Origin of the sequence: Nonomuraea sp. MG754425 (genome assembly GCF_021699195.1) — a bacterium.
Taxonomy (GTDB): domain Bacteria; phylum Actinomycetota; class Actinomycetes; order Streptosporangiales; family Streptosporangiaceae; genus Nonomuraea.
Window position 1 is genome coordinate 112,327 of record NZ_SSXE01000002.1, and the last position, 22,703, is coordinate 135,029.

The window sequence follows — 22,703 nt, forward strand, 5'->3', positions numbered from 1 at the left end:
CGGCTGCAGGGCTTCGAGTCGTGGCTGCGGAACGAGGCCACGGTGGGCCGCACCTACCTGCCCGGGGAGCGGTGGGAGTCCATCCAGGGAACCAAGGCCGTCCTCGGGCCCTGGACCCGCTGGCGGACCGCCCACCCCGACCGGGTGCTGGCGCTGAACGTGCCGATGATCGCCCCGAACGAGTCCGGCATGCCCGACGACGCGGTGTCCGAGCGGCTCGCCGCGGGCGCGCGCGGCCTCTACGACCACCACTTCAAGCGGCTGGCCCGGCGGCTGGTCTCCGCCGGCGCCGGAGACACGATCGTCGTGCTCGGCTGGGAGATGAACGGCACCACGTACTCCAGCCGGTGCGCCCCGAACCCGGAGGCGTGGAAGCAGTACTGGCGGCGCATCGTCATGACCATGCGCGCCACGCCCGGCCAGCGCTTCCAGTTCGACTTCGCCCCCAACCGGGGGCACGACGCGATCCCGTGGACGAAGTGCTACCCGGGTGACGACGTGGTCGACATCATCGGCATGGACAGCTACGACCAGGGGCCGGGCAAGCAGTTCTCCGACTACGTCGAGCAGCCGTACGGGCTGCGGGCCCAGGCCGAGTTCGCGGCCCGGCACCACAAGCCGATCTCCTTCCCCGAATGGGGGCTGTTCCGCAACGGGGACCGTCCCGCCTACGTCCGCCAGATGCTCGACTGGATCGACAGTCACGACGTCGTCTATCACTCGATCTCCGATTACTGTCCGCATGGCGTCTGGCAGTGCCCGTCGAACCCGCGGTCGTCGGAGATCTTCCGCGAGCGGCTGAGCACCCCCGACGTCCCGGCCCCGTCCGCGACGCCCGCGCCGTCCACGCCGCTGCTCGTGCCGACCAGCCCCAGCGTGTGCGCGGCGAGCGAGTCCAGCGAGTCGCCGACGTCCAGCGCGCCCGCCAGCGAGGCGGCGGCCAGCCCCTCCGCGGCGGCCAGCGCGGGCTGCTCGAACCGCAGCAGCAGTTCCTCGGCCAGCGCCGCGCCGTCACCGGGCGCGACCACCGCGCCGACGCCCTCGGTCACCAGCTCGGTGATTCCCGGCACCGCGCAGCCGACCAGCGACCTGCCGGTGGCCAGCGCCTCCAGCGCGGTGAGCGGCAGCCCCTCCCAGCGGGAGGGCAGCACCACCACGTCGGCGGCGACGTACCAGGAGCGGACGTCGTCCACACCGCCGGCGAAGTGAACGCGCGGCACGGCCCGCGAGCGCAACGCGCGCAGCAGCGGGCCGTCCCCGACGACGGCCAGGTGCGCCCGGCCGTTGCGCGCGACGACCCGCTCCCAGGCCGACAGCAGCACGTCCTGACCCTTCTGCCGGGTCACCCTGCCGACGCAGACCGCCAGCGGCACGTCCGCGGCCAGGCCGTGACGGGCGCGGGCCGCCGCCCGCTCGTGCGCCCCCGCGGGCGTGAACCGGCGCAGGTCCACGCCGTTGCGCACCACCAGCAGGTCGCCCGCCACGCCGTGCCGCCTGGCCAGCGCCGCCTCGCCCGCGCCGACGCAGATCACCCGGTCGGCCCAGCGCACGGCCAGGCGTTCCCAGCTCAGCGCGGCGGTGGCGGCGGGGCCGCGGGCGGCCAGCCAGGACCAGCCGTGCGGCTGGAAAAGCGTGGGCACCCGCCCTCTGATCGCGATCCGGCCCGCCAGCCCGGCCTTGGCGGAGTGCAGGTGCACCACGTCGGGCCCGAACTCCTGGACGATCCGCCGCAGCCGGGCCGCGTGCACCAGGTCGGAGGGTCCGGGCGCGCGCCCTGCCTCCCACTCCAGCCAGGGCACGCCCAGCCGGTCCAGCGTGCCGGACAGCGGGCCGGTCCGCGGGCAGGCCACCGCCACCCGCCAGCCGCGTCGCGCCTGGTCGGCGACGGCCCCGGCCACGTACGCCCCCACACCGCCGTCCACCGGCTGCGTGACGTGCAGGACGCTCGGCGTCAGCGCCATGCCGAGATCCTCTCCGCCAGCCGCGGGTAGCGCCGCTTCAGCAGCTCCCGGCCCGCGGTGCGCGCGCCGGTGGTCGCCGCGTAGGGCAGGGCCCGGACGTCGCGGCCGAGGATCACCCGCTGGTTGGCCACGGCCCGGCAGCCGTACTTGCCCTTGTGGGGCTCGTCGCCGCGCAGCAGGCTGAACACCGGCTTGCCCAGCCGGTGGGTCATCGCCAGGTTCTGCCGCAGCAGCAGCGTGAGCACGTCGGCCTCGGCGCGCAGGTCCGGGTGCACCCCGTACAGGTATCCGCCCACGAAGTCCTTTCCGATCAGCGAGAAGTCGCAGGCCAGCAACCGGCCCCGGACCCGGAACTCCGAGACGACCGCGTGCCCGTCCGCCGTCAGCGACCGCGCGGCCGTGACCAGGTGCTCCCTGAAGCGCGGCTGCGTGTGCTGGACGTTGATGCCCCGGCCCGCCCACTGCATGGCGTGCAGCCGCAGCAGCTCGGTCATCGCCCCGGCGACTCCGTCCGCCTTGACGTCGGCCACCGACAGCTCCAGCGCGTCGAGCTTGCGCAGCACCGAGCGCAGCCGGCGCGCCCGGCGGCTCTCGAGCGCGCCCAGCGCGTGCTCGATGGGCTCTCCGGGCAGTTGGAGGCAGGTGGAGGCGGGCAGGGTCCAGGCCCGTTCGCCCCAGACCCCGGCCAGCCGGCAGGCCACCGCGCCGGGACGCACCTCGGGCAGGTCGATCACGTCCCAGCCCCGCTGGCCGAGCAGGCCGTCGCGCAGGTCGCGCAGGCCCGCGTCGCCCTCGGCGTCGTCCACCACGATGTCGGTGAAGTCGGACTGCTCGCCGCCGACCGGGGTCAGCACCCGCCGGTCCAGCCGGAACGGCGCCGCCGCGACCAGCCGCCCGGCCCGGTAGGCCAGGAAGACGCGCAGCCGCCCCGGGCTGCCGTAGGAGCGCCACCAGGAGCAGAGCCAGCCGTGCGCCTGGAACGGCGTGGCCGGCGAGCTGCGGGCGTACAGGTCCGCCCACTCCCGCGACAACCCGGCCAGTTCCCCGTCCTCGCTGACGACGCGCACGGTCAGCCGCGCGCGTGACGTGGACGGGGTGACGGCATTCACGCGTTCGCTCCGCTCAGCGCGGGCTCCGGCGCGCGGCGGTCGTCATGGCGATCCTCAAGACGGTCGTCGTCGCGGTCGTCGCGGTCGTCGCGGCGGGCCGGCCACCAGGCCAGCCGCAGCAGGCAGGCCAGCGTGACCGCCCCGCACGCGCCGACGGCCACGCTGATCAGCAGCACCGGGGACGAGGGCCGCAGCGGCGGCACCGCGGTCGCGAAGGACGCCAGCCGCACCCGGGTGTCGGCCGCGTGCGTGGCGGCGTAGGCGATCAGCGCCCCGGCCGCCCGGTTGGCACGCGCGGCGGCCTCCCATCCCGTGGCCGCCGCCGAGGTGAGCCGCACCAGCGGAGCGTCCGGGGAGGCGGCCACGCTCAGCGCGGCCTGCTCGGCCTCGGCCCCGGTGAGGAAGCCGGGATGGGCGGAGATCCGGGCGTAGGCGGTGGCGAAGTTGGCCGCCCGCTCCGGGTCGCCGTCCGCCACCACCACGACGTACGCGTCGGCGGTGTAGACGGCCTCCCCGGCCAGGGCGTACCCGGCTCCGGCCAGCGCGCCGGCCGCCAGGGACAGCGGCAGCCACCATCGCATGAGCCGGTCCGCGATCCGGGCACGAGTCCGTGTCATCGTTGCTTCTCCATCGGTACGGCGCCGAGCAGGCGCAGGTAGAGCGACTCAAGCTGTTCTGCCTGGCGGCGGATGTCGTAGAGCCCGACGGCGTCCGGCGGGCGGAGCCGTCCGGGCGGGCGGGCGGCCAGGTCGGCCAGTTCGGCGGCGAGCCGGTGCGCGGCGACCCGTCGTGCGCCCGGGGCCGCGTCCGGCGGCAGGTCGTCGATGGCGGGGCAGGTGTCGTAGCGGACCGGGAGCCCCGAGGCGAGCGCCTCGACGACCGCCACGCCGAACGTCTCCTCCGCCGAGGGAGCCGCCAGCACGTCCATCGCCGAGAGCATCGCGCGCACGTCGAGCGACTCCCCGGCGAACAGCACCCGGTGCCCGGCCCCCGCCTCGCGGGCCAGCTCGCGCAGCCGCGCCTCGCACGATCCCGTGCCGACCAGGAGCAGCACCGCGTGGTCGAGCGGCGGCAGCGCCTCGATCAGCAGGTCGAAGCGCTTGCCCGGCTCCAGCCGGCCGACTCCGCCGATCACGAACGCGTCCTCCCGCAGCCCCAGCCGCTCCCGGGTACGGCGTCGCAGATCGGGGTCGAAGCCGAACGCCGTGCCGTCCACGCCGTTGGAGATCACCCCGATGCGGGAGCGGGGCACGCCCCACCTCGCCAGCCGCTCGGCCACCGACGGCGAGACCGCCACGGTGTGGTCCCCGAGCAGCTCGCTGGCCAGGTACAACGCCCTGATGGGCGGGGTGAGGCGGCGGCCTTCGATGTGCCGGTGGCCGATCGAGTGCTCGGTCGCCACGATGGCCGGCACGTTCGCCAGCCACGCGGCCAGCCGCCCGTACACGCAGGCGCGGTACAGGTGCGTGTGCACCACCTCGTAACGGCCCGCGCGCATGAGCCGGGCCAGCCGTCCGACGGCACGCAGGTCCCGGTTGCCGCGCATGCCGATGTGGTGGACCGGCACGCCGGCGCGCTCGATGGCGTCGGCGACCGCGCCGCGCCCGGTGAGCACGGCCACCTCGCAGCGGGCCCGCAGATGCGGGAGCAGGGAGTGGAGCTGCTGCTCCGCGCCGCCCGCCGCCAGGCCGGTGATGACGTGCAGGATCCTCACCCGCCCCACCGGACCCGGTGCCGGATCCACTTGGCCCGCAGCCGCAGCCCGCCGTCCCGGTCGCCGACGTAGGTGCGCGGGATCGCGTGCCTGCCGCTGAGCTCGGACTTCCAGATCGCGCAGCCGTAGGAGTAGCCCGCCTCGGCGACGGCGGCCACCTCGCGGGCGTCCGCATGCCCGTAGGGGTAGCAGAATCCGGACACGCGCCCGCCGAGCACGGTCTCCAGGGCGGCCTTGCTGGCGGCGACCTCGTGCTGGAGTTCGGCGTCGCTCAGGCCGACCAGCGAGCGGTGCCCGGACGAGTGCGAGCCGATCTCCATGCCCTGCCGGGCGGCCCAGCGTACGCCGTCCTCGTCCATGAGCCGCTTGGGCGGCGCGCCGGGGTCCCAGGCGTTGTGCTCACCGAGCAGGCCGGAGACCACGAAGACGGTGGCCGAGAAGCCGTACCCGAGCAGGGCGGGCACGACCTCGCCGAGGAAGTCTTCGTACCCGTCGTCGAAGGTCAGCCCGACCAGGCCGCGGTCCCGCCCCTCGGCCCGGGCGCGCAGCAACTCGCCCATCGAGACGCCGGTCAGGCCGCGACCGGCCAGCCAGCGCAACTGGGCGGCGAAGCGTCCGGGAGAGACGGTGACGCGGAAGGGGTCGCTGTCGTATTTCTCCACGGAGTGGTACATGAGCACGAACGGCATCGCGGTCATACGCGACCTCGCATCCTGATCAGACGAGTGATCGTGGTGGTTTCGGTGAGCGCGGCCAAGGCCCGCGTGCGGGCCGCGACGACGCAGAACGCGGCGGCGATCACGCAACCGGTCAGGGCCAGGGCGATCGGCTCCGTCAGCGGCGCCAGCAGCGCCCGCGCCCCCCACCCGGCCGCGGTGGCGATCGTGGCGGCCAGGACGAGCCCGCCGATCGGGGCGAGCGCCGCGCGCAGCGGCAGCCGGATGACCCGCGTCCGCAGCCCCGCGAGCAGCAGCGCGGCGGTCAGGGTGATCCCGGCCGCGTTGGCCGCGGCGATCCCCGTGACCCCCCAGGACGGGCGGGCGAGCAGGATCGTCACGACCAGCCCGAGCGCCATCGCGACCACCGGGTACCAGGACGGGCGGGGGCCGCAGAAGAAGGCCCGGCACACGATCCCGACCAGGCTCTGCCCGAGCAGCCCCAGCGAGTACACCTGCATGATCCGCGCGGTGGCGGCGGTGTCGGACGCGGTGAACTGGCCGTGCTCCAGCAGGACGGCCACCACGTCCGGGGCGCAGACGAGCAGCATCGCGGTGGCGAGCAGCACGATCGCCGAACCGGCGGTGAGGTCGCCGGCCATGCTGCGCCGCGCCCGGTCGGTGTCCCCGGCGGCGACGGCGCGGGCGAGGTGCGGGAAGGTGACCGTCGCCACGATCAGTGACAGGGTCATCGGCACCTGGGCGATCTTCTGCGCGTAGTTCAGGTGCGAGATCGAGCCCTCGGCCAGCGAGGAGCCGACGGACCGCTCGACGAAGACCTGGCACTGGCGGGCGAGCGTGAACCCCGCGACCGGCAGGAACACGGCGACGGGCAGCGGCACGGCGGGCCGCTGCCATCGAGGGGCCCCGAAGCGCCGCAGGAAGGCCGGAGCCTGGACGAGCACCATGCCGATCCCGCCCGCGGCCACCCCGACGGCCGCCGCGTACGTGCCCTGGTCGCGCAGCGCCCACACGCACGCGACGATCCCCAGGTTGTAGACGACGTAGATGGCGGCGGGCGGCGCGAACACCTGGTCGGTGCGCAGTGCCGCGCTCAGGTATCCGGCCAGGCCGAAGGTCAGGATGGTCAGGGAGGCCACGCGCATGCAGTCGACGGCCAGCCCGGTCTGCGAGATGCCCGGCGCGAGCACGCCCACCAGCCACGGCGCGCCCGCCGCGGTCAGGGCGCTGACCGCCGCGAGCGCCAGGCACAACCGCGGCAGCGACGACGCCACCAGGCCACGCAGGTCGCCGCCCGTCTCCAGCGCGCGGCTGAACAGCGGGACCAGCACGAAGGCCATCGCCCCTTCGATGAGCAGGGGGGCGGCGGTCTCCGGGATCGTCCAGGCCACGAGGAAGGCGTCCGTGCCGGCGTCGGCCCCGAACAGCGTGCCCAGCAGGAGGTCACGGACGAAGCCGAGCACCGACCCGAGCCCGATGAGCAGGACGGTGACGCTGACGGCCCGTAGCGCGGGCGAGACGGCCGTGGTCATCGCACTGCTCCCCGTGCGAGCCCGGGTCTCAGCGCGTCCCCCGTGGCCAGGACGCCGGGCCGGGCGACGAGCGACAGGACGAGCCCCAGCACGACCGCCATGACCAACGTCGTCGGCCCGCCGATGTCACCCTGGACGAAGGTGATGAGCTGCCAGGCCAGCAGCCCGGCCGCCACCGGCGCGATCCCCCGGGCGGCCCACCAGGCCATGGACCCCAGGAACAGGCCGAACGAGCACAGCCCGAGCAGGCCGAGCTCGCTCAGCACCAGCAGGTACAGGTTGTGCGGGGACAGCAGGGGCCGGCGCTGGAAGCCGTTCACGGGGTCGTCGGTGTCGCTGCCGGCCGACAGCTCGATCGGCGCGTACGTGTCGCGCAACTGGGCGAATCTGCGCGGGCCGGCCCCGGTGACCGGGTGGTCCAGCCACATGTCCACGGCGGCGGCCCACAGCCGGTACCGGTCGCGTACGGACTGGTCGGGCTGCGAGACGGTGGTGGTCAGCGAGGTCAGCCGCTGGCCGAGCACGTCGGGGCCGATGCCGGGCCCGACGGCCAGCACGATCGCCGCCACGACGCCCAGCAGGACCACCCGCGCGGCGAGCACCCGGCTGTGCAGGAAGAGCACGACCACGGCCGCGCCCGCCAGGGCCAGCCACGCGCCGCGGCTGAGCGACAGGGCGAGCGGGACGCAGAGCAGCGCGGCTCCGGCCAGCACCCCGGCCCGGCGGCGGCCCCGCAGCATCAGCCCGGCGGCCAGCAGGATGATCACCCCGTAGCTGACCAGTGTCGCCATGCCCATGACGTCGGGCGCGCCAAAGGTGCCGACAGCCCGCACCCGCTCGCCCGCGTAGGACGCGCCGGTCCCGGTCAGCGCCTGCACGCAGCCGACGGCCCCCTGCACCCCGGCCGCCCCGACGAGGGCCCCGCCCACGATCAGCACGTCGGCCCGGTCGCGAACCGTCACCAGGACGGCCAGCGGGACGAGGACGAACACCTGGAGGTACCTGAGGTGACCCGGCAGGCTCGCCGCCATGTCGGGAGAGGCCAGGGTCGCGACGGTGACCGCGCCCGCCACCGGGGCCAGCGCCAGCGCGCGCACCGGCAGCCTGGCCGCGCCGGGGGCGGTGACCAGCATGGCGAAGGCGACGGCGACCAGCAGCACCGACGCCACGTCGGCCGCCGTCACGTTCACGCCGGCGGACGGGTCGGCCGGACCTCCGGGAAGGCAGGCGAGCAGCACTGTGGCGGCGGCCCCGAGACTCGGCCGCGCTCGGAAGTCTCTCATCTCTAGCTGCCACCCGGCCGGATCAGGGAACCCAAGGTGAGCAGCAGGATCTTGAGATCGAGGCGGAGGGTCCACCGGTCGACGTAGTGGTTGTCGAACCGGGCGCGGTCCTCGATCGAGGTGTCCCCGCGCAACCCGTGGATCTGCGCCCAGCCGGTGATCCCCACCGGCATCCGGTGCCGCCCGTCGTAGCCGGGGATGGCGCGGGAGAACTCCTCGACGAAGTGCGGGCGTTCCGGCCGGGGACCGACGATGGTCATGTCGCCCTTGAGAACGTTCCAAAGCTGGGGCAGCTCGTCCAGGGAGGTCCTGCGCAGCAGCCTGCCCACGGGGCCGACGCGGCTGTCGTGGGCGATGCTCCACAAGGTCGCCGACTCGTGGGCGTCGGCCGGGTTCAGCGTCCGGAGCTTGACGACCTCGATCGGCTCGCCGAGGTAGCCCACGCGCCGCTGCCGGAACAGCGGCCCCGGGCCGACCTCGCGGCGGATCAGCAGCGCGCAGATCGCGAGGACCGGCGCGCTCAGGATGAGGCCGGTCACGGCGATGCTGACGTCCAGCGCCCGCTTGAGCAGCCAGGAGACGCTGTGGCGGGCCTCGCGGCGCATGCGCAGGAGCGGGAAGCTGCGCACGTCCTCGCGCAACGTGACGAAGTCGACGAGCAACTCGCCCAGCTCGGGCGCGAGGAACACCTCGCATCCCAGCGCCCTGGCCTGCCTGGCGGCCGGCCGGTGCTCCGGCGCGGCGATGATCACCGCGCGGACGCCGAGCGCCTGGACGACCTGGACGACGTCCGCGGGCCGGCCGAGTACGGGCGGGGACGCGCCCTCGCCGGGTGTCTCGTCCAGGAAGCCCAGAGGCAGCAGGCCGTACTCGGGATGGGCGAGCAGGCACCTGGCCAGCTCGCGACCGTGCGCGCCGGCGCCGACGACCAGCGCGGGCGCGACCCTCCCGCGCCGGTGCGCCCTGCGGACCAGGAAGCACAGGACGCTCCTGCCGCACAGGGTGAGAAAGGTGAAGAGCAGCGCGCTCAGCGCGACGACGGTGAACGACGCCGTCCCCCAGAACGCGGCCAGCACGGCGACCAGGCCGGCGCCGGCGATCCAGAGACCGCGGTCCAGGCCCGAGGGCAGCACTCGTAGCGCGTAGACACGGCCGATGCCGTTGACCACGACGACGAGAATTCCCGCGAGCCCGGCGCGCAGCGCCACCTGGCCGGCGCTGGCCGCCGTGAACGCCATGCAGGCCAGGTCGACACAGACCAGACCGGCGGGCTGGGCCGCCCGCCACAACCTCGACCTCTGGTGTCCCGCCCGCCGCCCGACCTGGCGATCGCCCCCAACGTCAACAGCCACCACTTCTCCGAAGATAGTCAGTCTGACTGGATCGACGCCGGATTGACCGACCCAATCAACTTAAAAAACCGATAGTCATCCTTCCGGCTGTTTGTTTTTGTATAGGCATTGAGCAGCGCGTTTCCTATGCAATACATGGACTGGCGGACCAGCGAGCCCTGATCGTAGCGATGCGACCTGGGGAAATCGAGAATGTGAAGGCGTGGGGACGCGTATGGTCACGCAAGATTTAGTTGGCCTGCGGTTGGCAATGAGAATGCCTTTTCGCAGGTTTGGCGGCGGATTCGTACGGCGAACGCGGACGCCCTCGTAGAAATGGTGAGAAGCGGCGGCTCGCCGTCGAGGCTTCACCCCGTGAGATACCGCTGGATCGTCGGGCCCAGCCGGGCGACCAGTTCCTCCTCGGACGCCGCCACCATCGGCGGGAACTTCAGGATGTAGCGGGACAGGGCCAGGCCCAGCAACTGCGAGGCGACCAGGGAAGCCCGGAGGGGAGCGCCCGCCGGGTCGCCGGTGATGCGGACCACGAACGGGAGGACCTGGCCGCCGAAGATCGTCCGCATGCGTTCGGCGGCGGCCTCGTTCGTCACCCCGGTACGGAGCAGGACCTGCAGCCCCTCGTCGGCCTCCCACTTGCGCAGGAAGTGGCGGACCAGACCCGCGCCGGCCAGCTCGGACGCCAGTTCGGGCAGTTCCAGATCGAACTCTGCCGCGGCGGCGAACAACTTCTCCTTGTTGCCGAAGTAGCGCATCACCATGGCCGGATCGATCCGCGCGTCGGCGGCGATGGCCCTGATGGTGGCCTTGTCGTAGCCGTCGGCGGCGAAACGTTCGCGGGCCGCGGCCAGGATCACGGTCTTGGTCTCGGCGGACGATCTCCTCATGTCAACAATTGTAGGCCAACGTCCGTTGACATAGCCGGCACCCCGGCCTACCTTGATGCCAACAACCGTTGACAAAGGAGGCCGCATGCACGCCGACGTGCTCATCGTGGGAGCCGGACCCGCCGGGCTCAGCGCCGCGATCGTCCTGGCCCAGCACGGCAGGCGGGCCGTGATCGTGGACGCGCGGGCGGAGGGCGCCACCACCTCCCGCGCCGCCGTCGTGCACTCCCGCACCCTGGAGGTGCTGGAGCCGTACGGCGTGGCGGAGCGGCTGGCCGCGCACGGCCTCCCCACCCCGGTCTTCACCATCCGCGACCGCGACAAGGTGCTGCTGCCGGTGCCCTTCGACGACCTGCCGACCGCCTACCCCTACACCCTGATGATCTCCCAGGCCGACACCGAGGGGCACCTGCTGGCCCGCCTGGAGGAGCTCGGCGGCAAGGTGATCAGGCCCGCCCGGGTGACCGGCATCGAGCAGGACGCCGACGGCGTCACCGCCACCCTCGACGACGGGCGGCACGTCCGCGCCGCCTACCTGATCGGCGCCGACGGCATGAACAGCACCGTCCGCCAGAGCGCCGGGATCGGCTTCACCGGCGGCACCTACGCCGAGTCGTTCGTCCTGGCCGACGTCCGCCTGTCCGGCGGGGTGCCGCGGAACGAGGTCGTCCTGTACTTCTCCCCCGCCGGGCTGGTCGTCCTCGCCCCGCTGCCCGGCGGCCTGCACCGCATCGTCGCCACCGTGGACGAGGCCCCCAAGGAGCCCGGCGTGCCCTTCGTGCAGCGGCTGCTCGACACCCGCGGCCCCGAGGCCGAGCCCGCGCGGGTGGAGGAGCTGATCTGGGGCTCGCGCTTCCGGGTGCACCACCGCATCGCCGACACCTACCGCCGGGGACGCGTCCTGCTGGCCGGCGACGCCGCCCACGTGCACTCGCCCGCCGGCGGCCAGGGCATGAACCTGGGCATCGACGACGCCGTGCACCTGGGCGAGACGCTGGCCCGGGTGCTCGGCGGCGCGCCGGAGAGCCTGCTCGACTCCTACGCCGCCACCCGCCGCCCGCAGGCCGAGCAGGTGATCGCCCTCGCCGGACGGCTCACCGGCCTGGCCACCGCCGCCTCGGGCCGCCGCGTGCTGCGCAACCTGGTCCTGGCGCTGGCAGGCCGCATCCCCACCGTCCGCAAGCGCCTGGCCTGGCAACTCTCCGGCCTGAACAGAAGGACGGCCCCCTGAGGGCAGGCCCCGTGAAGGCAGGCCCCGTGAGAAGCGGCGTCGCGAGGAACAGGCCGTGAGCATCCACCCCATCCGAAGGGACGCATCGTGAAACCCCTCACGACCCCCTCTACGTCAAGGCCACGACCCTGCTGCCCGCCCGCCGCACCCACCGGTTCGCAGGCCGCGACGCGGCCCGGCTGGGAGACGTGGACCACGGCCGGCCGGTCCACCCATGGCCTCCCTGTTAGGGTGGCGGCGGAACGGCAGGCGGAAGGCACGAAGGAGGCGGCGGTGCACCACGTCCACCCCCGCGCTCCCGGCCTGCCGGAACGGCAGGCCCGGCCGCTGCGGTCGCTGGAGCTTCGCCCGATCGGCACGAACGGCTACGTCAGCACGTGGGGCGCGATCACGGGCATCTGCCCACCGAAGGACGTCTGAGGCCACCGCCACGGGCGGCGGTCACGCGCGGCCGGTTCACCCGGCCGCTGTCGGCACCCACCCTTCGCACCGCCCCGGAGACGTTCTTCCATGCCTGCTGTCCTCCCCCGGATCACCGCCGCCCTGCGCTCGGACACCGTCAGCGGCCTGCTCCTCATCGGCGCCGCCCTGGTGGCGCTGGCCTGGGCCAACTCGCCACTGGCCGGCTCCTACGAGGCGCTGCGCTCGTTCGCCATCGGCCCCGCCGGGCCGCACCTGCGCCTGACCGTCCAGGAGTGGGCCGCCGACGGGCTGCTCGCGGTGTTCTTCTTCATCGTCGGCAACGAGCTCAAGCAGGAACTCGTGCACGGCGAACTGCGCGATCCGCGCCGGGCGATCCTGCCCGTCGTCGCCGCGCTCGGCGGTGTGGCCGTCCCCGCCGTGGTGTTCCTGGCGGTCAACGCCGGGGCCGCCGACGCGATGCGCGGCTGGGGCATCCCGATGGCCACCGACATCGCCTTCGCCCTGGCGGTCCTGGCCGTCGCCGGGCGGAACCTGCCCGCGCCGCTGCGGACGTTCCTGCTGACCCTGGCCACGGTGGACGACGTGTGCGCGGTCATCGTCATCGCCGTCGGCTACACCGCCGGGCTGAACCTGACCGCGCTGGCCGCGTCCGCCGCCGGAATGGCGGTGTGGGCCTGGCTGCAGCACGGCCGCGACCGGGCCGCCACCCGGCTGCGGGCGATCGTGCCGGGCTGGTTGTTGTGGGGGCCGCTCGCCGTGGTGATCTGGGCGCTGGTGCACGCCTCCGGGGTGCACGCCACCATCGCCGGCGTCGCGATGGGCCTGCTGATGCGCACCGGTGCTCGCGCCGGCGAGACGGTCTCGCCGTCGCACCGGGCCGAGGAGAGGCTGCGGCCGTTCAGCGCCGGAGTCGCGCTACCGCTGTTCGCGCTGATGTCGGCCGGGATCCCGCTGGCCGGCGCGGGCGGCTTCTGGTCCAGCACGATCACCTGGGGCGTGCTGGCCGGGCTGATCGGCGGCAAGCTCCTGGGCATCCTCGGCGCCTCCTGGCTGACCGCCCGCCTCACCGGCGCGCAGCTCAACCCGCGGTTGTCCTGGATCGACGTCGCCGGCATCGGCCTGCTCGGCGGGATCGGCTTCACCGTCTCCCTGCTGATCGCCGAACTCTCCTACACCGCCCCCACCCATCTGACCGGCGCCAAGGCCGCCATCCTGTTCGCCTCGGCCGCCTCATGCCTGCTGAGCGCGCTCGTCCTCGCGCTCCGCAGCCGTCGCGTGGCGCGTTAGCGGCCCGGCGGGCGGCGGGTGGCAGCCGCCGCCCGGCGGGCTTCACTGCGCGCCGGTCGAAGCGCCTTCGTCGTCGTCCTGCCCCCGTGCCGGGCCGGACGCGTACGGCGCGAGCCTGGTCGTCAGCCAGTACGCGGCCCCGCTGATCGCGAGCGCGCCCATCATGGCCGCCAGGGTCAGCCAGCCCGCCCTGCCGTCCGCCCGCACGTCCTCGGGCGCGGGCGCGGGGCGCTCGGCCGGTCTGCCGACGCCGGCGGTGTCGTCGCACTCCCGCACCCGGTTCGAGATCGTGTCAGGTTCCCCGCAGGCCGTGACGTCCTCCTCGTCGGGGAAGAACACGTCGTCGCCGGAGTCGTCCTGGTCGATTCTCAGCGACGCGTACGCGGGTGCGGGCAGGGGCGAGACCGACGCCCGTGCCTCGGCATCACCCAGCGGCATGGCCGTGAGAACGATGACCATCATCCCTGCGACAGGTGCGAGCCGCCGCAACGCCAATTCCATCCACCCCCAAGCTCACTTCCGTGCCGGAGGCCGTTCTCCACGCACGAAGGCCGGTCGGCCGTCTCGCGGCCCGGGGCCATGCTCAGATCGTCCCCCAGGATGCCGGCGCAGAATCCTGACCAGGCTCAACGGCCGGCCGGCTGGCCCCGTCCGCGCGTGGCGGAGGCGAGGAACAGCGGCAGGGCGAGGAACAGCCGGTCCTGCTCGGCGCGGCGCGTCTGCTCGCCGGTCCAGGCGTCGCGCTGCTCCCGGGTGATGGCCCCGGCGGCGTGGACGGCCGCGGCGAGGCCCGTCAGCATGCCGAGCATCGTGCCGCCGGTGAACACCCCGACGTGCACCTCCACCTCCACCTCCACCTCCACCTCGCCGAACCCGGCCGCCAGCAGCAGGTTGCGGTAGCCGCGGGCGGCCCGCGGGCGGGTGACCAGGTCGGCGCGCGCATGCACGATCGTCCGGGTGAGGCCGGGCTCGTCGGAGTCGATGACGAGGGTGTCCCAGTCCTGGCCGACGAGCACGATCCGGCCGCCGGGGGCCAGCACGCGGCCGGCCTCGGCCAGGGCCCGAGCAGGGTCGTCGAGTTCGTGGAAGACCTTGTCCGCCCGGTAGCCGGCCGCCTCGTGGTCGCCCAGCGGCAGCTCGTACGCGTCGCCGACGCGGAAGTCGGCGTCGGGCCGGCGCCGCCGGGCGACCGAGATCATCTCCTCGCTGACGTCCACGCCGACGGCCGCGGCCTTCCTGTCGTTCAGCTCGGTCACCGCCCGGCCCGCGCCGCAGCCCACGTCCACGGCCGTGTCCCCCGGGCGGAGCCTGAGCAGTTCGTACGAGCGGGCGCGCAGCGTGACGGCGGACGGGAGGGCGTCGGCGAGGTCGAGCAACCTGATGAGTTCCGTGTGATCGGGCATGGGCATCACCCTGCGACTTCATGTGGACATGAAGTCAAGCCCGCCGGCGTGGTGTCCGGAAAGGGTGGCATCACCATCGTGCTACGTCACATAACGCATTCGAGGTATTACGTTGAGCGAAGTCCAGAAGGGACGACCTCACAGAAAGCGATCGGCACACCGGCGTGCCCCCTTGGCCGCCGGCCGGAACTCTCCGCCCCCTGACTGGACGATCTCAACGCGAGAAAGAGGGCAAGACGTGAAGAGATTCCCCCCGTCGTCCGCCGTCGCACGCTCCTCCGGTTCGGCCCCCGGGCCCGGACGGGAGACCACAGGCACGCCGCCGGGCAGACGTCCTCTGCGCTCTCGCGACCCCTTCCCGCAGGTGCTCCGCCGGCGCTGACCAGCGCCGAACACCTTCGTCACCCGCTCGCCGGCGTCTTTCCCGGCGACCGGACCTGAATCACGGAGCCGCACCGGCGGCCGACGCCGTCGCGCTTCCGCGCGCCGAACGAACGCGTCCTGACCTCGGTCGATGACGGCTGCCCTGACCGGCTCCCCCCGAACGCCGGCGACGCCGGTTTGCCCCCTCCACCTCCTCCTCGGAAGGACGTGCCATGGCTGTTCCCCAGAATCCCCCTCCCGGTGGCTGCGGACCTCGCATCGCCCTGATCAACGGCAGCTTCGAAGAGCCCGTCGTCGACGGCATGGCAATCCTGCCCGACGCCGCGCACAGCGCCCCCAACGCGGTGCCCGGCTGGCGCACCACCGCCTCCGACGGCCAGATCGAGATCTGGCACAGCGGCTTCCAGGGCGTCCCCGCCGACGACGGCCGGCAGTTCGCCGAACTGAACGCCAACATGGTCTCCACCCTCTACCAGGACCTGCCGACCAAGCCGGGCACCAAGCTGTACTGGAAGTTGTCACACCGCGGTCGCCAGGGTCCCGACACGATGGCGCTGCAGATCGGCCCGCCGGACGCCCCGGTGGAGCAGCAGCGGATGACCGACGGCACCAGCGCCTGGGGCCACTACTCCGGCGAGTACGTGGTCCCGCCCGGCCAGAGCATCACCCGCTTCGCGTTCAAGTCCATCTCCGCCGCCGGCGGCAACAACAGCGTCGGCAACTTCCTCGACGGCATCGTCTTCGGCACCGCGCCGTGCGTGGTGGTCACCAAGGCCGCCGTGCCCGACGGCGAGGTCAAGATCGGGGACATCATCACCTACCGGGTGAACCTGAGGAACGAGGGCGGGTCCCCGGCCCAGAACGTCGTCCTGACCGACAAGATCCCGGCCGGCACCACCTATGTCCCCGGAACCCTGCGCATCGTGGACGGCCCCGGCAACGGCGGCAAGACCGACGGCCCCGGCGACGACCAGGCCCGCCTCGACCCGGAGACCGGCCGCGTCATCTTCAACCTGGGCGCGGGCGCCACCGCCGGCACGGGCGGCACGCTCCCCTCCACCGTGGACGCGCCCGGCGGGACCACGGTCGAGTTCCGCGTCCGCGTCGATCGCGCCAGCGCCGGTCGCCAGATCGAGAACCAGGCGGGCGCCACGTACGACAACACCCTCGGCAAGGACGTCGAGCACCTCACCTCCACCTCCAACGCGACCGTCACCCCCGTCGCCCGCGCGGTCGAGCTCGTCCTCGTCAAGGCCGCGGACCGGGTCAAGGCCACCGTCGGCGAGGCGGTCACCTTCCACGTGTCCGTCACGAACACCGGCCCGAACGACGCCACCGGCGTCACCGTCACCGACCGGCTGCCCGACGGGCTGGTCTTCCTGGCCGCCCAGCCCGGTGCCGGTTCCTACAACCCGGCCACCGGCGTCTGGGACGTCGGCGCGATGAAGGTCGGCACCACCCAGACCCTCACCCTGCTGGCCAAGGTCACCAAGCCCGGCCCGCTGACGAACAAGGCCACCGCCGTGGCCAACGAGACCGACGGCCCCGTCACCGACCAGGTCACGGTCTGCGCCCGCCCGCAGTGCCCCTGCCCGCCGGACGGCGTCGGCTGCCGGGGCGGCGTCGGTTGCGGCCGTAGCTGCTGACACCCCGATCCCGCGGCGGTCCGTCTCGCCCTCACGGGCCGCCGCACCCCGGCTCCGATGTCGAAGAGGCCGGTCAGTGCTTGGCGTGCAGACCCGCGATGATCACTTCGATCAGCAGGTCGTAGCTGTCGTCCAGGTTCTCCGGGAGGCCGAAGCCGCCTTCGGCCTCCAGGACCGAGAAGCCGTGGACGGCGGCGCGCAGGCAGCGGGTCGCGTGGACCGCGGCGGAGTCCTCCATCCCGTAGGCGCGCAGGGTGGCGGTGATGATGGCGAGCAGCCGGGTCCCGGCGTCGACGGTCTGGGGTTCGGGGCTCTGGATCAGGGCGGAGTAGCGGTGGGGATGGCGCTGCACGTACTGCCGCCAGGCCGTCATGAAGGCGCGGATCGCCTCGTCGGCGGAGCGGCCGAGCACGGCGTCGCCCACCTGCTCGGCGAGGTCGTTCATGATGCGGGCCGACACCAGGGCGCGCAGTTCGGCGAGATTGCGCACGTGCTTGTACAGGGACGGGGTCGCGACGCCCGCCCTGCCGGAGACCGCCGACAGGGACAGGGCCGCGGGGCCACTCTCGTCCAGGACCCGCACCGCGATGTCCACGACCGCGCCGGTGGACAGCGCCGCCCTAGCCACGCGCGCCGGTCCCGACGAAGCCGATGATGGCCGCGGCGACCTCGTCGGGCGACTGCACGTGGGCGTAGTGCCCGGCCCCTTCGATCAGCTCCACCCGGCCGACGCCGGCGGGCAGGCTCGCCACGACGCCCTCCGCCTCCGCCTTCGGGTCGGGCCAGTCGGGGTCGAGCGTGCCCATGAGGACGAGCACCGGCTGCCGCACGTCGGCGAGGCGGGCGCCCGCGTCGGTCGGGGCGGCCATGCCCATCTTGCCGACGACGGCCATCCGGCCGGGCCGGCGCAGGTCGCTCTCCAGGGCGGAGATGTGCTCGCCGAGACCGGCGGGCCGCACGCCGGGGAAGGCGTGGTCGAGGTAGCGCTTCCACAACCCGGTGCTGCGCAGCATGGTGGCGCCCATGAGCAGGGTCGCGCCCTTGCGGTAGCCCGCGTGGGAGAACATCGCGCCCACGTCGAAGCGCTGGGCGCGGGTGAAGGGGGCGATCTCGACGACGGCGCTGACCAGGCTCGGCTCCTGGGCCGCGGCGATGGTGGCCGCGCCGCCGCTGAAGGAGTGCCCCACGACGACGGCGGGGCCGCCCAGTTCCCTGATGAGGGCGAGGATGTCCCCCGCGACCGCGGTGCGGGTGTAGGCGCTCCAACCCGTGCTCGACTCGCCATGGCCACGCAGGTCGAGCCGGGCGACCCGGAAACCGGCCGCCACGAGCCGGGCGGCCACCGCGCCGTAGGAGGTGCGGTTCTCTCCCATGCCGTGCGCGAGGACGATCAGGGGTCCTTCGCCGCTGACGTCGTACGCCAGCCGTCCGCCGTCGACTTCGAGCATGCCGGTCATCTGTGCCATGTAGCTATTCGTCATAGCCATGAAGCTAACACCATTAGCCAAATAGTGCAAATCCGGACAATCTACCTGGCTGTGTCCGGGCAGATCCGGGCCGGCAACTCCTCCGGCACCTGCTTGCGGTCGTCGTCGGTCAGGTCGCGGCCCAGCACCTGGCACGAGCGCCGCTCCCAGGTCGCGACGTCCAGCGGCAGCAGGTCGGTCGCGTATCCCTCCGTCCGGTCCCCTGCTCTCAGCCGCAGCAACGTCCTGCCGTCGTCCGAGATGCTGAGGAACTCCTGGATCTGGCTGAAGGTGTAGGTGCCGTCGTACGTCACCTGGCCGTCGTCGTCCTCGGCCGGGCCGAGCCCGTAGATGTGGATCTCCTTGTCGCTGAACAGGAACAGCTTGCGCTGCTGCTCGACGAACATCGAGAACATCCGCTGGTTGTTGCCGAGAGCGTTCTCCGCGACCGATCGCAGCGGGCCGAGCAGCCGCTTCAGCGGCCGGCTGAGCCACACCTCCGGCAGCCCGCCGCTGCGGAACACCAACATGTACCTTCTGGTGGAGTCGAAGGTGAATCCGTCGATGCTGCCCGGCCCCACCTGCATCCGCCGGCCGGGGACCTCCTTGCCGGTCGCCAGCTCGATGGTGTGGATGTAGTCGCGCCCGTACACGGCCACCAGGAGTTGTTCCGGGTTCCACGGATCGGGGCCGACCTCACCGATGGTGGAGCCCGCTCCCGCCAGGTCGTAGGCGCTCTTGCGCCGTCCGGTCCCGGCGTCCCAGCGTTCCAGCCGCCGTCCCGCGACCGTCAGCAGGTCGCCGCTCCTGAGGAAGAAGGTCGCCGAGTCCCAGTTCCCGGCGCTGTCACGCGCCGGCATGGCCGTGGTGAGCCGGGCGACGGCCTCAAGTGAAGGCAGGGCACGCACGACCACCTTGTCGGCGGCCACCCGGTCGGCGACGTAACGCTCGTCACGGCTCACCACGGGCTCGCCGAAGGCGTCCAGGACGGACGCCTTCGGGTCCCGGACCACCTCGGCGACCGTCCGCTGCGCGCCGCCCGTCTCGCGCACCTGGAGTTTCCTGCCGCCGTCGGCCTGGGCGATCATCCTGCACCCGTTGCACAGCAGCTCCGGCTCCCCGATCCGGTCCTCCCGGCCGCGCAACGAGGTGCTCACCACGGTGTCGGGCGACGCGGTGAGCAACGACGGCGAGTCCGGCGGGCCGACCAGGGCGAGCGGGCTCGGGTCCGCCTGGGCCTCGATGAAGGTCGAGGAGAGCCGCGTGCCCTCGTGCAGATCGACCAGCCCCCAGCCGTACCGCTCGATGATCATGGCGTGCCGCCCGGAGGCGTCCACGGCGAAGTCGCCGCACCCGTTCGCGGTGCGGTACCGGCCCTGCGACGTCCCGGCGGGCAGCCGCAGCGCCGTGTACGTCGCGCTCTGCGTGTCCCCGCTGCCCGAAGCCGCGCAGACCACCGCGCTCGTGCCGTCACCGGAGACGCGCAGGCCGTCCGCCTTGCCGAGCCGCTTGAGGTTCACCTTGCTCCACAGCGGCTTGCCGACGCTCGTGAGCAGCCACAGCTCGCCGCCCTTGCGCGCGACCAGGGTCTTCTCGTCGGGGCCGAACCGGATCGAATCGGCGGCGAAGCTGATCGTCCACCCCTGTTCGGCGGTCGTCACGCCCAGGGACTGCAGCACCACCGTCTCCGGCCCGGTGGTCACGATCCACCCGTCGTCGCCCGCCGGCACGACGTCGGCTCCCAGGGAGGGGAAGCCCGCGGGCTTGCTGCGGTTCTGCCGCGAGAGTGTGTGCGCCTCGCCCAGCGGCCATCCGCCGGTCGGATCGACGCTGTGCCACACCATGCTGTCCCCGAGCACGTACGCGATGAGCGTGCCGTCGGCCGACACGGCGGGCTGACTGGCCACCAGCTCCCTGGCGGGCAGGTGCTGGGCCCGGTAGTGGCCGTCGGCCGAACGAAGGTAGAGCGTCGCCGTGCCCGTGTCCGTGACGGCGAGGACCACTCGCCCGTCGGCGCTCGCGGCCACGTCGGCGAGCCGGCCCAGCGCGCCCGACGCGATCCCCGTCGTGTCGCGGTACTCGACGTAGCGCTGCAGCAACTGGTTACGCGCCTCCCACGTCGGCGACGAACGGACCGCCTCGACCGCCAGCATCGCCGAGAGCCGGGGATCCCGCCTGGCCAGATCGGCCGAGCTCCTGGCCAGCGCTCTCGACCGGGCCTCGGCCGCCCGCTCCGCGCCGACCCGCCCCTGGACGATCATCATCGTGGTCAGGACGGCCATGACGGTCACGACCACGACCAGCGCCGTCCACCAGCCCCGTCTCATCAGCGACCGGCGGCTCGCGTACTGGCGTCCCCGATTCAGGTAGCCGAGCTCCGCCGTGTTCAGCTCCGTCCGCCGCTCGGCCAGCCACTTCCCGGCCTCCGCCAGCGTGTCGGACCTGGGCAGCCACTCCACGTTGCGACCGGCCTTCTCCCAGTGCCCGAGATCGGCGTTCAGCAGGGAGCGCCATTCGAGGAACTGGCGGTCGGCCGCCACCTGCTCGGCGAGCCGCGGCCATTCGACGGTCAGCGCCTCGTGGGCCAGTTCCACGGTCACGCCCCGGTCGTCGCCGCCCACCACGAGCAGCCGCCGGTCCGCGAGCGCCTGGGCGATCCGCCACTGGTCCGGCTCCAGCTCCCCGCGCGGCACCACCCGCCGCAGGGACGCCTCGCTGCCCGGCGTCACCCGTACGAGCTGGGTCAGCAGGGCCCGTCCCGCTGCCGCCCGCGACTCGGGGACGCACTCGTGCCAGATCCGCTCGGCCTCCTTGGCCAGCGCCCCGCGCACGCCGCCGAGCCTGCGGTAGGCAGCGAAGGACATCCGCCCGTTCTCCCGCTGCTGCCACAGCTTCTCCAGCACGAAACCCAGCAGGGGCAGCGCGCCCGGCTCGGTCCCGGCCTCCTCCAGCATCTCGTCCACGAGCCCCGGGTCGTACGCGACGGCCGCGACGGTGTCGAGCGGTCGTACGACGACCTCGGTCAACTGCTCACCGCCCATCGGGGTGAGCACGTAGACGGTGCTCCCCAGCGCCCGCCCCAGCACGGGATGGGACAGCCCCGCCTCCAGGAAGTCGGCCCGCAGCGTGAGCAGCACGCACACGTCGGCCGGCGGCCGGTCGGGGAACAGCACGGCCGCGGCGTGCCGCGCCTCCTCCTCGGGGCAGACGAGCAGTTCCTCGGCCTGGTCGACCAGGATGAGCAGCCGGTTCGTCCGGGAACCGCGCAGGACGAGCGGCACGACCTCGGCCAGCCCATCGCGCTCCAGCGCCGCCCGCACCTCCCGCGCCTTCGGCAGCGTGTCCGGGCGGGCCAGTGCGGGATGCAGGAGCGCCGCCAACTCGGCGGCGAGCGCGGCCACCAGGGACCGCCCGGTGGACGGCCGCACGACGACGACCTCGTACCCGCTCTGCCGGGCCAGCGGCACCACGCCCGCCAGCGCCAGCGAGGACTTGCCGCACCCCGACGGCCCGACCAGCGTCACCCGTGGCTGCCCGTGGACGAGCCGGGCGACCTCGGCGGCCTCGCTCGCGCGGCCGAAGAAGACGTTCTCGTCGCCCGGGGAGAAGGCGGACAGCCCGCGGAACGGCGACGGGGGCTCCATCAGGCCGGCGATGGACGGAACGGCCTCCTTGAAGCTGCGCGCGGGGATGAAGAAGCCCTGCCAGGCATCGCCGCGCTGAGCGGCCACCACCATGCCGACCACGCCGCGGAGCTGCTCGTCCCACACCGGGCTCCCGCTGAAGCCGCCGGCGAGATGCAGGCCGGAGACCCGGTCGAGCTGCACCCAGCCCTGCCCCGTGGGCCCGAGCGCCCGCCCGTAGTACCAGCCGCCCTCCTCCGCCTGCTCGGGGAAGCCCGACACGCGCATGCCGTGGTGCCAGAGGTCGGCGGCCTCCACCAGGAGCACCGGCTGGGCGCCGGGCACCGCGTCGTCCAGCCGCAGCACGGCGATGTCCCCGCTCTCGTCGCCGGCCGGCGGCACCCAGACCTCGACACTCGCCGTGACCTGCGCGGACCCGGCGAACGGCAGTTCCAGGCTGACCCGGCCCGGCGGCGGAGGGCCGGGCCGGAGCGCCTCCTCCAGCGACAGGCCCAGCGCGGCGGAGACCACGTGGGCGCACGTGACGGCTCGGTCGCCGCCGATCAGGAACCCCGCGCCGATGATCGGGCCGTCCGGCCCCGGGCCGCGCACACGCAGGGTGGCGTGCCTGAGCGCATCAACCTCGTTGTGTGACACAACGACTCCGTGACTCTTCGTGAGCCCGGTCTCACACCAGGCTTACTGCCAAGGAGTATGGCGAGGCGTCC

The 22,703-nt window shown here is 73.4% G+C and carries 18 protein-coding genes and 1 pseudogene; 5 read left to right on the top strand and 14 right to left on the bottom strand.

The features are described 5' to 3' along the window. Nucleotides 1-321 precede the first annotated feature (321 nt). A pseudogene (locus FAF44_RS54335) lies at nt 322-522 on the top strand (glycosyl hydrolase); the annotation flags it as partial. 209 nt (nt 523-731) lie between these two features. On the opposite strand, the gene FAF44_RS01190 reads toward FAF44_RS54335, so the two are convergent. The 9 genes from FAF44_RS01190 to FAF44_RS01230 all read right to left on the bottom strand — a co-directional run bounded on the left by FAF44_RS01190 (nt 732) and on the right by FAF44_RS01230 (nt 10,512). Then, entirely contained in the window at nt 732-1,961 is a 1,230-nt protein-coding gene (locus FAF44_RS01190) for a glycosyltransferase (protein ID WP_237101068.1), read from the bottom strand. After that, a complete protein-coding gene (locus FAF44_RS01195) occupies nt 1,952-3,070 on the bottom strand; it encodes a GNAT family N-acetyltransferase (RefSeq protein WP_237101069.1) in 1,119 nt (372 codons plus the stop codon). Before FAF44_RS01195 ends, FAF44_RS01190 begins: the two co-directional genes overlap by 10 nt. Beyond that, a complete protein-coding gene (locus FAF44_RS01200; RefSeq protein ID WP_237101070.1) occupies nt 3,067-3,687 on the bottom strand; it encodes a hypothetical protein in 621 nt (206 codons plus the stop codon). The genes FAF44_RS01195 and FAF44_RS01200 overlap by 4 nt, the downstream gene beginning before the upstream one ends. Then, the gene (locus FAF44_RS01205) at nt 3,684-4,784 is read right to left on the bottom strand and encodes a glycosyltransferase (RefSeq protein WP_237101071.1); all 1,101 of its coding nucleotides are present in this window, start codon (nt 4,782-4,784) and stop codon (nt 3,684-3,686) included. Before FAF44_RS01205 ends, FAF44_RS01200 begins: the two co-directional genes overlap by 4 nt. Continuing rightward, the gene (locus tag FAF44_RS01210) at nt 4,781-5,482 is read right to left on the bottom strand and encodes a polysaccharide deacetylase family protein (RefSeq protein ID WP_237101072.1); all 702 of its coding nucleotides are present in this window, start codon (nt 5,480-5,482) and stop codon (nt 4,781-4,783) included. Before FAF44_RS01210 ends, FAF44_RS01205 begins: the two co-directional genes overlap by 4 nt. Further along, the gene (murJ, locus tag FAF44_RS01215; RefSeq protein ID WP_237101073.1) at nt 5,479-6,993 is read right to left on the bottom strand and encodes a murein biosynthesis integral membrane protein MurJ; all 1,515 of its coding nucleotides are present in this window, start codon (nt 6,991-6,993) and stop codon (nt 5,479-5,481) included. The genes FAF44_RS01210 and murJ overlap by 4 nt, the downstream gene beginning before the upstream one ends. Then, nucleotides 6,990-8,276, bottom strand: a complete 1,287-nt coding sequence (locus tag FAF44_RS01220) for an O-antigen ligase (protein WP_237101074.1) — start codon at nt 8,274-8,276, stop codon at nt 6,990-6,992. The genes murJ and FAF44_RS01220 overlap by 4 nt, the downstream gene beginning before the upstream one ends. A 2-nt stretch (nt 8,277-8,278) precedes the next feature. Further along, a complete protein-coding gene (locus FAF44_RS01225) occupies nt 8,279-9,628 on the bottom strand; it encodes a sugar transferase (RefSeq protein WP_237101075.1) in 1,350 nt (449 codons plus the stop codon). Nucleotides 9,629-9,975: 347 nt separating this feature from the next. After that, on the bottom strand, nt 9,976-10,512 hold the full coding sequence (locus FAF44_RS01230) for a TetR/AcrR family transcriptional regulator (RefSeq protein WP_237101076.1): 537 nt from the start codon (nt 10,510-10,512) through the stop codon (nt 9,976-9,978). A gap of 85 nt (nt 10,513-10,597) precedes the next feature. Here FAF44_RS01230 and FAF44_RS01235 point away from each other — a divergent pair, with 85 nt between their 5' ends. The 3 genes from FAF44_RS01235 to nhaA all read left to right on the top strand — a co-directional run bounded on the left by FAF44_RS01235 (nt 10,598) and on the right by nhaA (nt 13,453). Then, a complete protein-coding gene (locus FAF44_RS01235) occupies nt 10,598-11,743 on the top strand; it encodes an NAD(P)/FAD-dependent oxidoreductase (protein WP_237101077.1) in 1,146 nt (381 codons plus the stop codon). A 273-nt stretch (nt 11,744-12,016) separates the two neighbouring features. Continuing rightward, nucleotides 12,017-12,163 carry a hypothetical protein gene (locus FAF44_RS01240; RefSeq protein ID WP_237101078.1) on the top strand — a complete coding sequence of 49 codons (147 nt, stop codon included), beginning with the start codon at nt 12,017-12,019 and terminating at the stop codon, nt 12,161-12,163. 90 nt (nt 12,164-12,253) lie between these two features. After that, on the top strand, nt 12,254-13,453 hold the full coding sequence (nhaA, locus tag FAF44_RS01245; RefSeq protein ID WP_237101079.1) for a Na+/H+ antiporter NhaA: 1,200 nt from the start codon (nt 12,254-12,256) through the stop codon (nt 13,451-13,453). Between the two features lie 42 nt (nt 13,454-13,495). Here the strand turns inward: nhaA and FAF44_RS01250 are convergent, their stop codons facing one another. Together FAF44_RS01250 and FAF44_RS01255 are read right to left on the bottom strand one after the other, a co-directional pair. Continuing rightward, nucleotides 13,496-13,891, bottom strand: coding sequence for a hypothetical protein (locus FAF44_RS01250; RefSeq protein ID WP_237101080.1), 396 nt, complete (start codon nt 13,889-13,891; stop codon nt 13,496-13,498). A 188-nt stretch (nt 13,892-14,079) separates the two neighbouring features. Next, nucleotides 14,080-14,856 carry a methyltransferase domain-containing protein gene (locus tag FAF44_RS01255; protein ID WP_237101081.1) on the bottom strand — a complete coding sequence of 259 codons (777 nt, stop codon included), beginning with the start codon at nt 14,854-14,856 and terminating at the stop codon, nt 14,080-14,082. A gap of 596 nt (nt 14,857-15,452) precedes the next feature. On the opposite strand from FAF44_RS01255, the gene FAF44_RS01260 reads away from it, so the two are divergent. Beyond that, complete coding sequence (locus tag FAF44_RS01260) at nt 15,453-16,886, top strand: hypothetical protein (RefSeq protein ID WP_237101082.1); 1,434 nt, start codon at nt 15,453-15,455, stop codon at nt 16,884-16,886. Between the two features lie 73 nt (nt 16,887-16,959). Here FAF44_RS01260 and FAF44_RS01265 read toward each other — a convergent pair whose 3' ends face one another. Genes FAF44_RS01265 through FAF44_RS01275 form a run of 3 tightly spaced genes read right to left on the bottom strand, consistent with a single transcriptional unit; the run spans nt 16,960 to nt 22,632 of the window. Beyond that, on the bottom strand, nt 16,960-17,514 hold the full coding sequence (locus FAF44_RS01265) for a TetR/AcrR family transcriptional regulator (protein ID WP_237101083.1): 555 nt from the start codon (nt 17,512-17,514) through the stop codon (nt 16,960-16,962). Further along, nucleotides 17,507-18,373 (bottom strand): alpha/beta fold hydrolase, encoded by an 867-nt coding sequence (locus FAF44_RS01270; RefSeq protein ID WP_237101084.1) that lies wholly within the window; start codon nt 18,371-18,373, stop codon nt 17,507-17,509. The genes FAF44_RS01265 and FAF44_RS01270 overlap by 8 nt, the downstream gene beginning before the upstream one ends. A 41-nt stretch (nt 18,374-18,414) precedes the next feature. Next, nucleotides 18,415-22,632, bottom strand: a complete 4,218-nt coding sequence (locus FAF44_RS01275; RefSeq protein ID WP_237101085.1) for a serine protease — start codon at nt 22,630-22,632, stop codon at nt 18,415-18,417. Between the last annotated feature and the right edge of the window lie 71 nt (nt 22,633-22,703).

Bases quoted from the DNA above. Each gene is read 5' to 3' on its own strand.
- FAF44_RS01190 (WP_237101068.1), bottom strand. From the start codon at position 1,961: ATGGCGCTGACGCCGAGCGTCCTGCACGTCACGCAGCCGGTGGACGGC.
- FAF44_RS01200 (WP_237101070.1), bottom strand. From the start codon at position 3,687: ATGACACGGACTCGTGCCCGGATCGCGGACCGGCTCATGCGATGGTGG.
- FAF44_RS01210 (WP_237101072.1), bottom strand. From the start codon at position 5,482: ATGACCGCGATGCCGTTCGTGCTCATGTACCACTCCGTGGAGAAATAC.
- murJ (WP_237101073.1), bottom strand. From the start codon at position 6,993: ATGACCACGGCCGTCTCGCCCGCGCTACGGGCCGTCAGCGTCACCGTC.
- FAF44_RS01220 (WP_237101074.1), bottom strand. From the start codon at position 8,276: ATGAGAGACTTCCGAGCGCGGCCGAGTCTCGGGGCCGCCGCCACAGTG.
- FAF44_RS01230 (WP_237101076.1), bottom strand. From the start codon at position 10,512: ATGAGGAGATCGTCCGCCGAGACCAAGACCGTGATCCTGGCCGCGGCC.
- FAF44_RS01235 (WP_237101077.1), top strand. From the start codon at position 10,598: ATGCACGCCGACGTGCTCATCGTGGGAGCCGGACCCGCCGGGCTCAGC.
- nhaA (WP_237101079.1), top strand. From the start codon at position 12,254: ATGCCTGCTGTCCTCCCCCGGATCACCGCCGCCCTGCGCTCGGACACC.
- FAF44_RS01250 (WP_237101080.1), bottom strand. From the start codon at position 13,891: ATGCCGCTGGGTGATGCCGAGGCACGGGCGTCGGTCTCGCCCCTGCCC.
- FAF44_RS01255 (WP_237101081.1), bottom strand. From the start codon at position 14,856: ATGCCCGATCACACGGAACTCATCAGGTTGCTCGACCTCGCCGACGCC.
- FAF44_RS01260 (WP_237101082.1), top strand. From the start codon at position 15,453: ATGGCTGTTCCCCAGAATCCCCCTCCCGGTGGCTGCGGACCTCGCATC.
- FAF44_RS01270 (WP_237101084.1), bottom strand. From the start codon at position 18,373: ATGGCTATGACGAATAGCTACATGGCACAGATGACCGGCATGCTCGAA.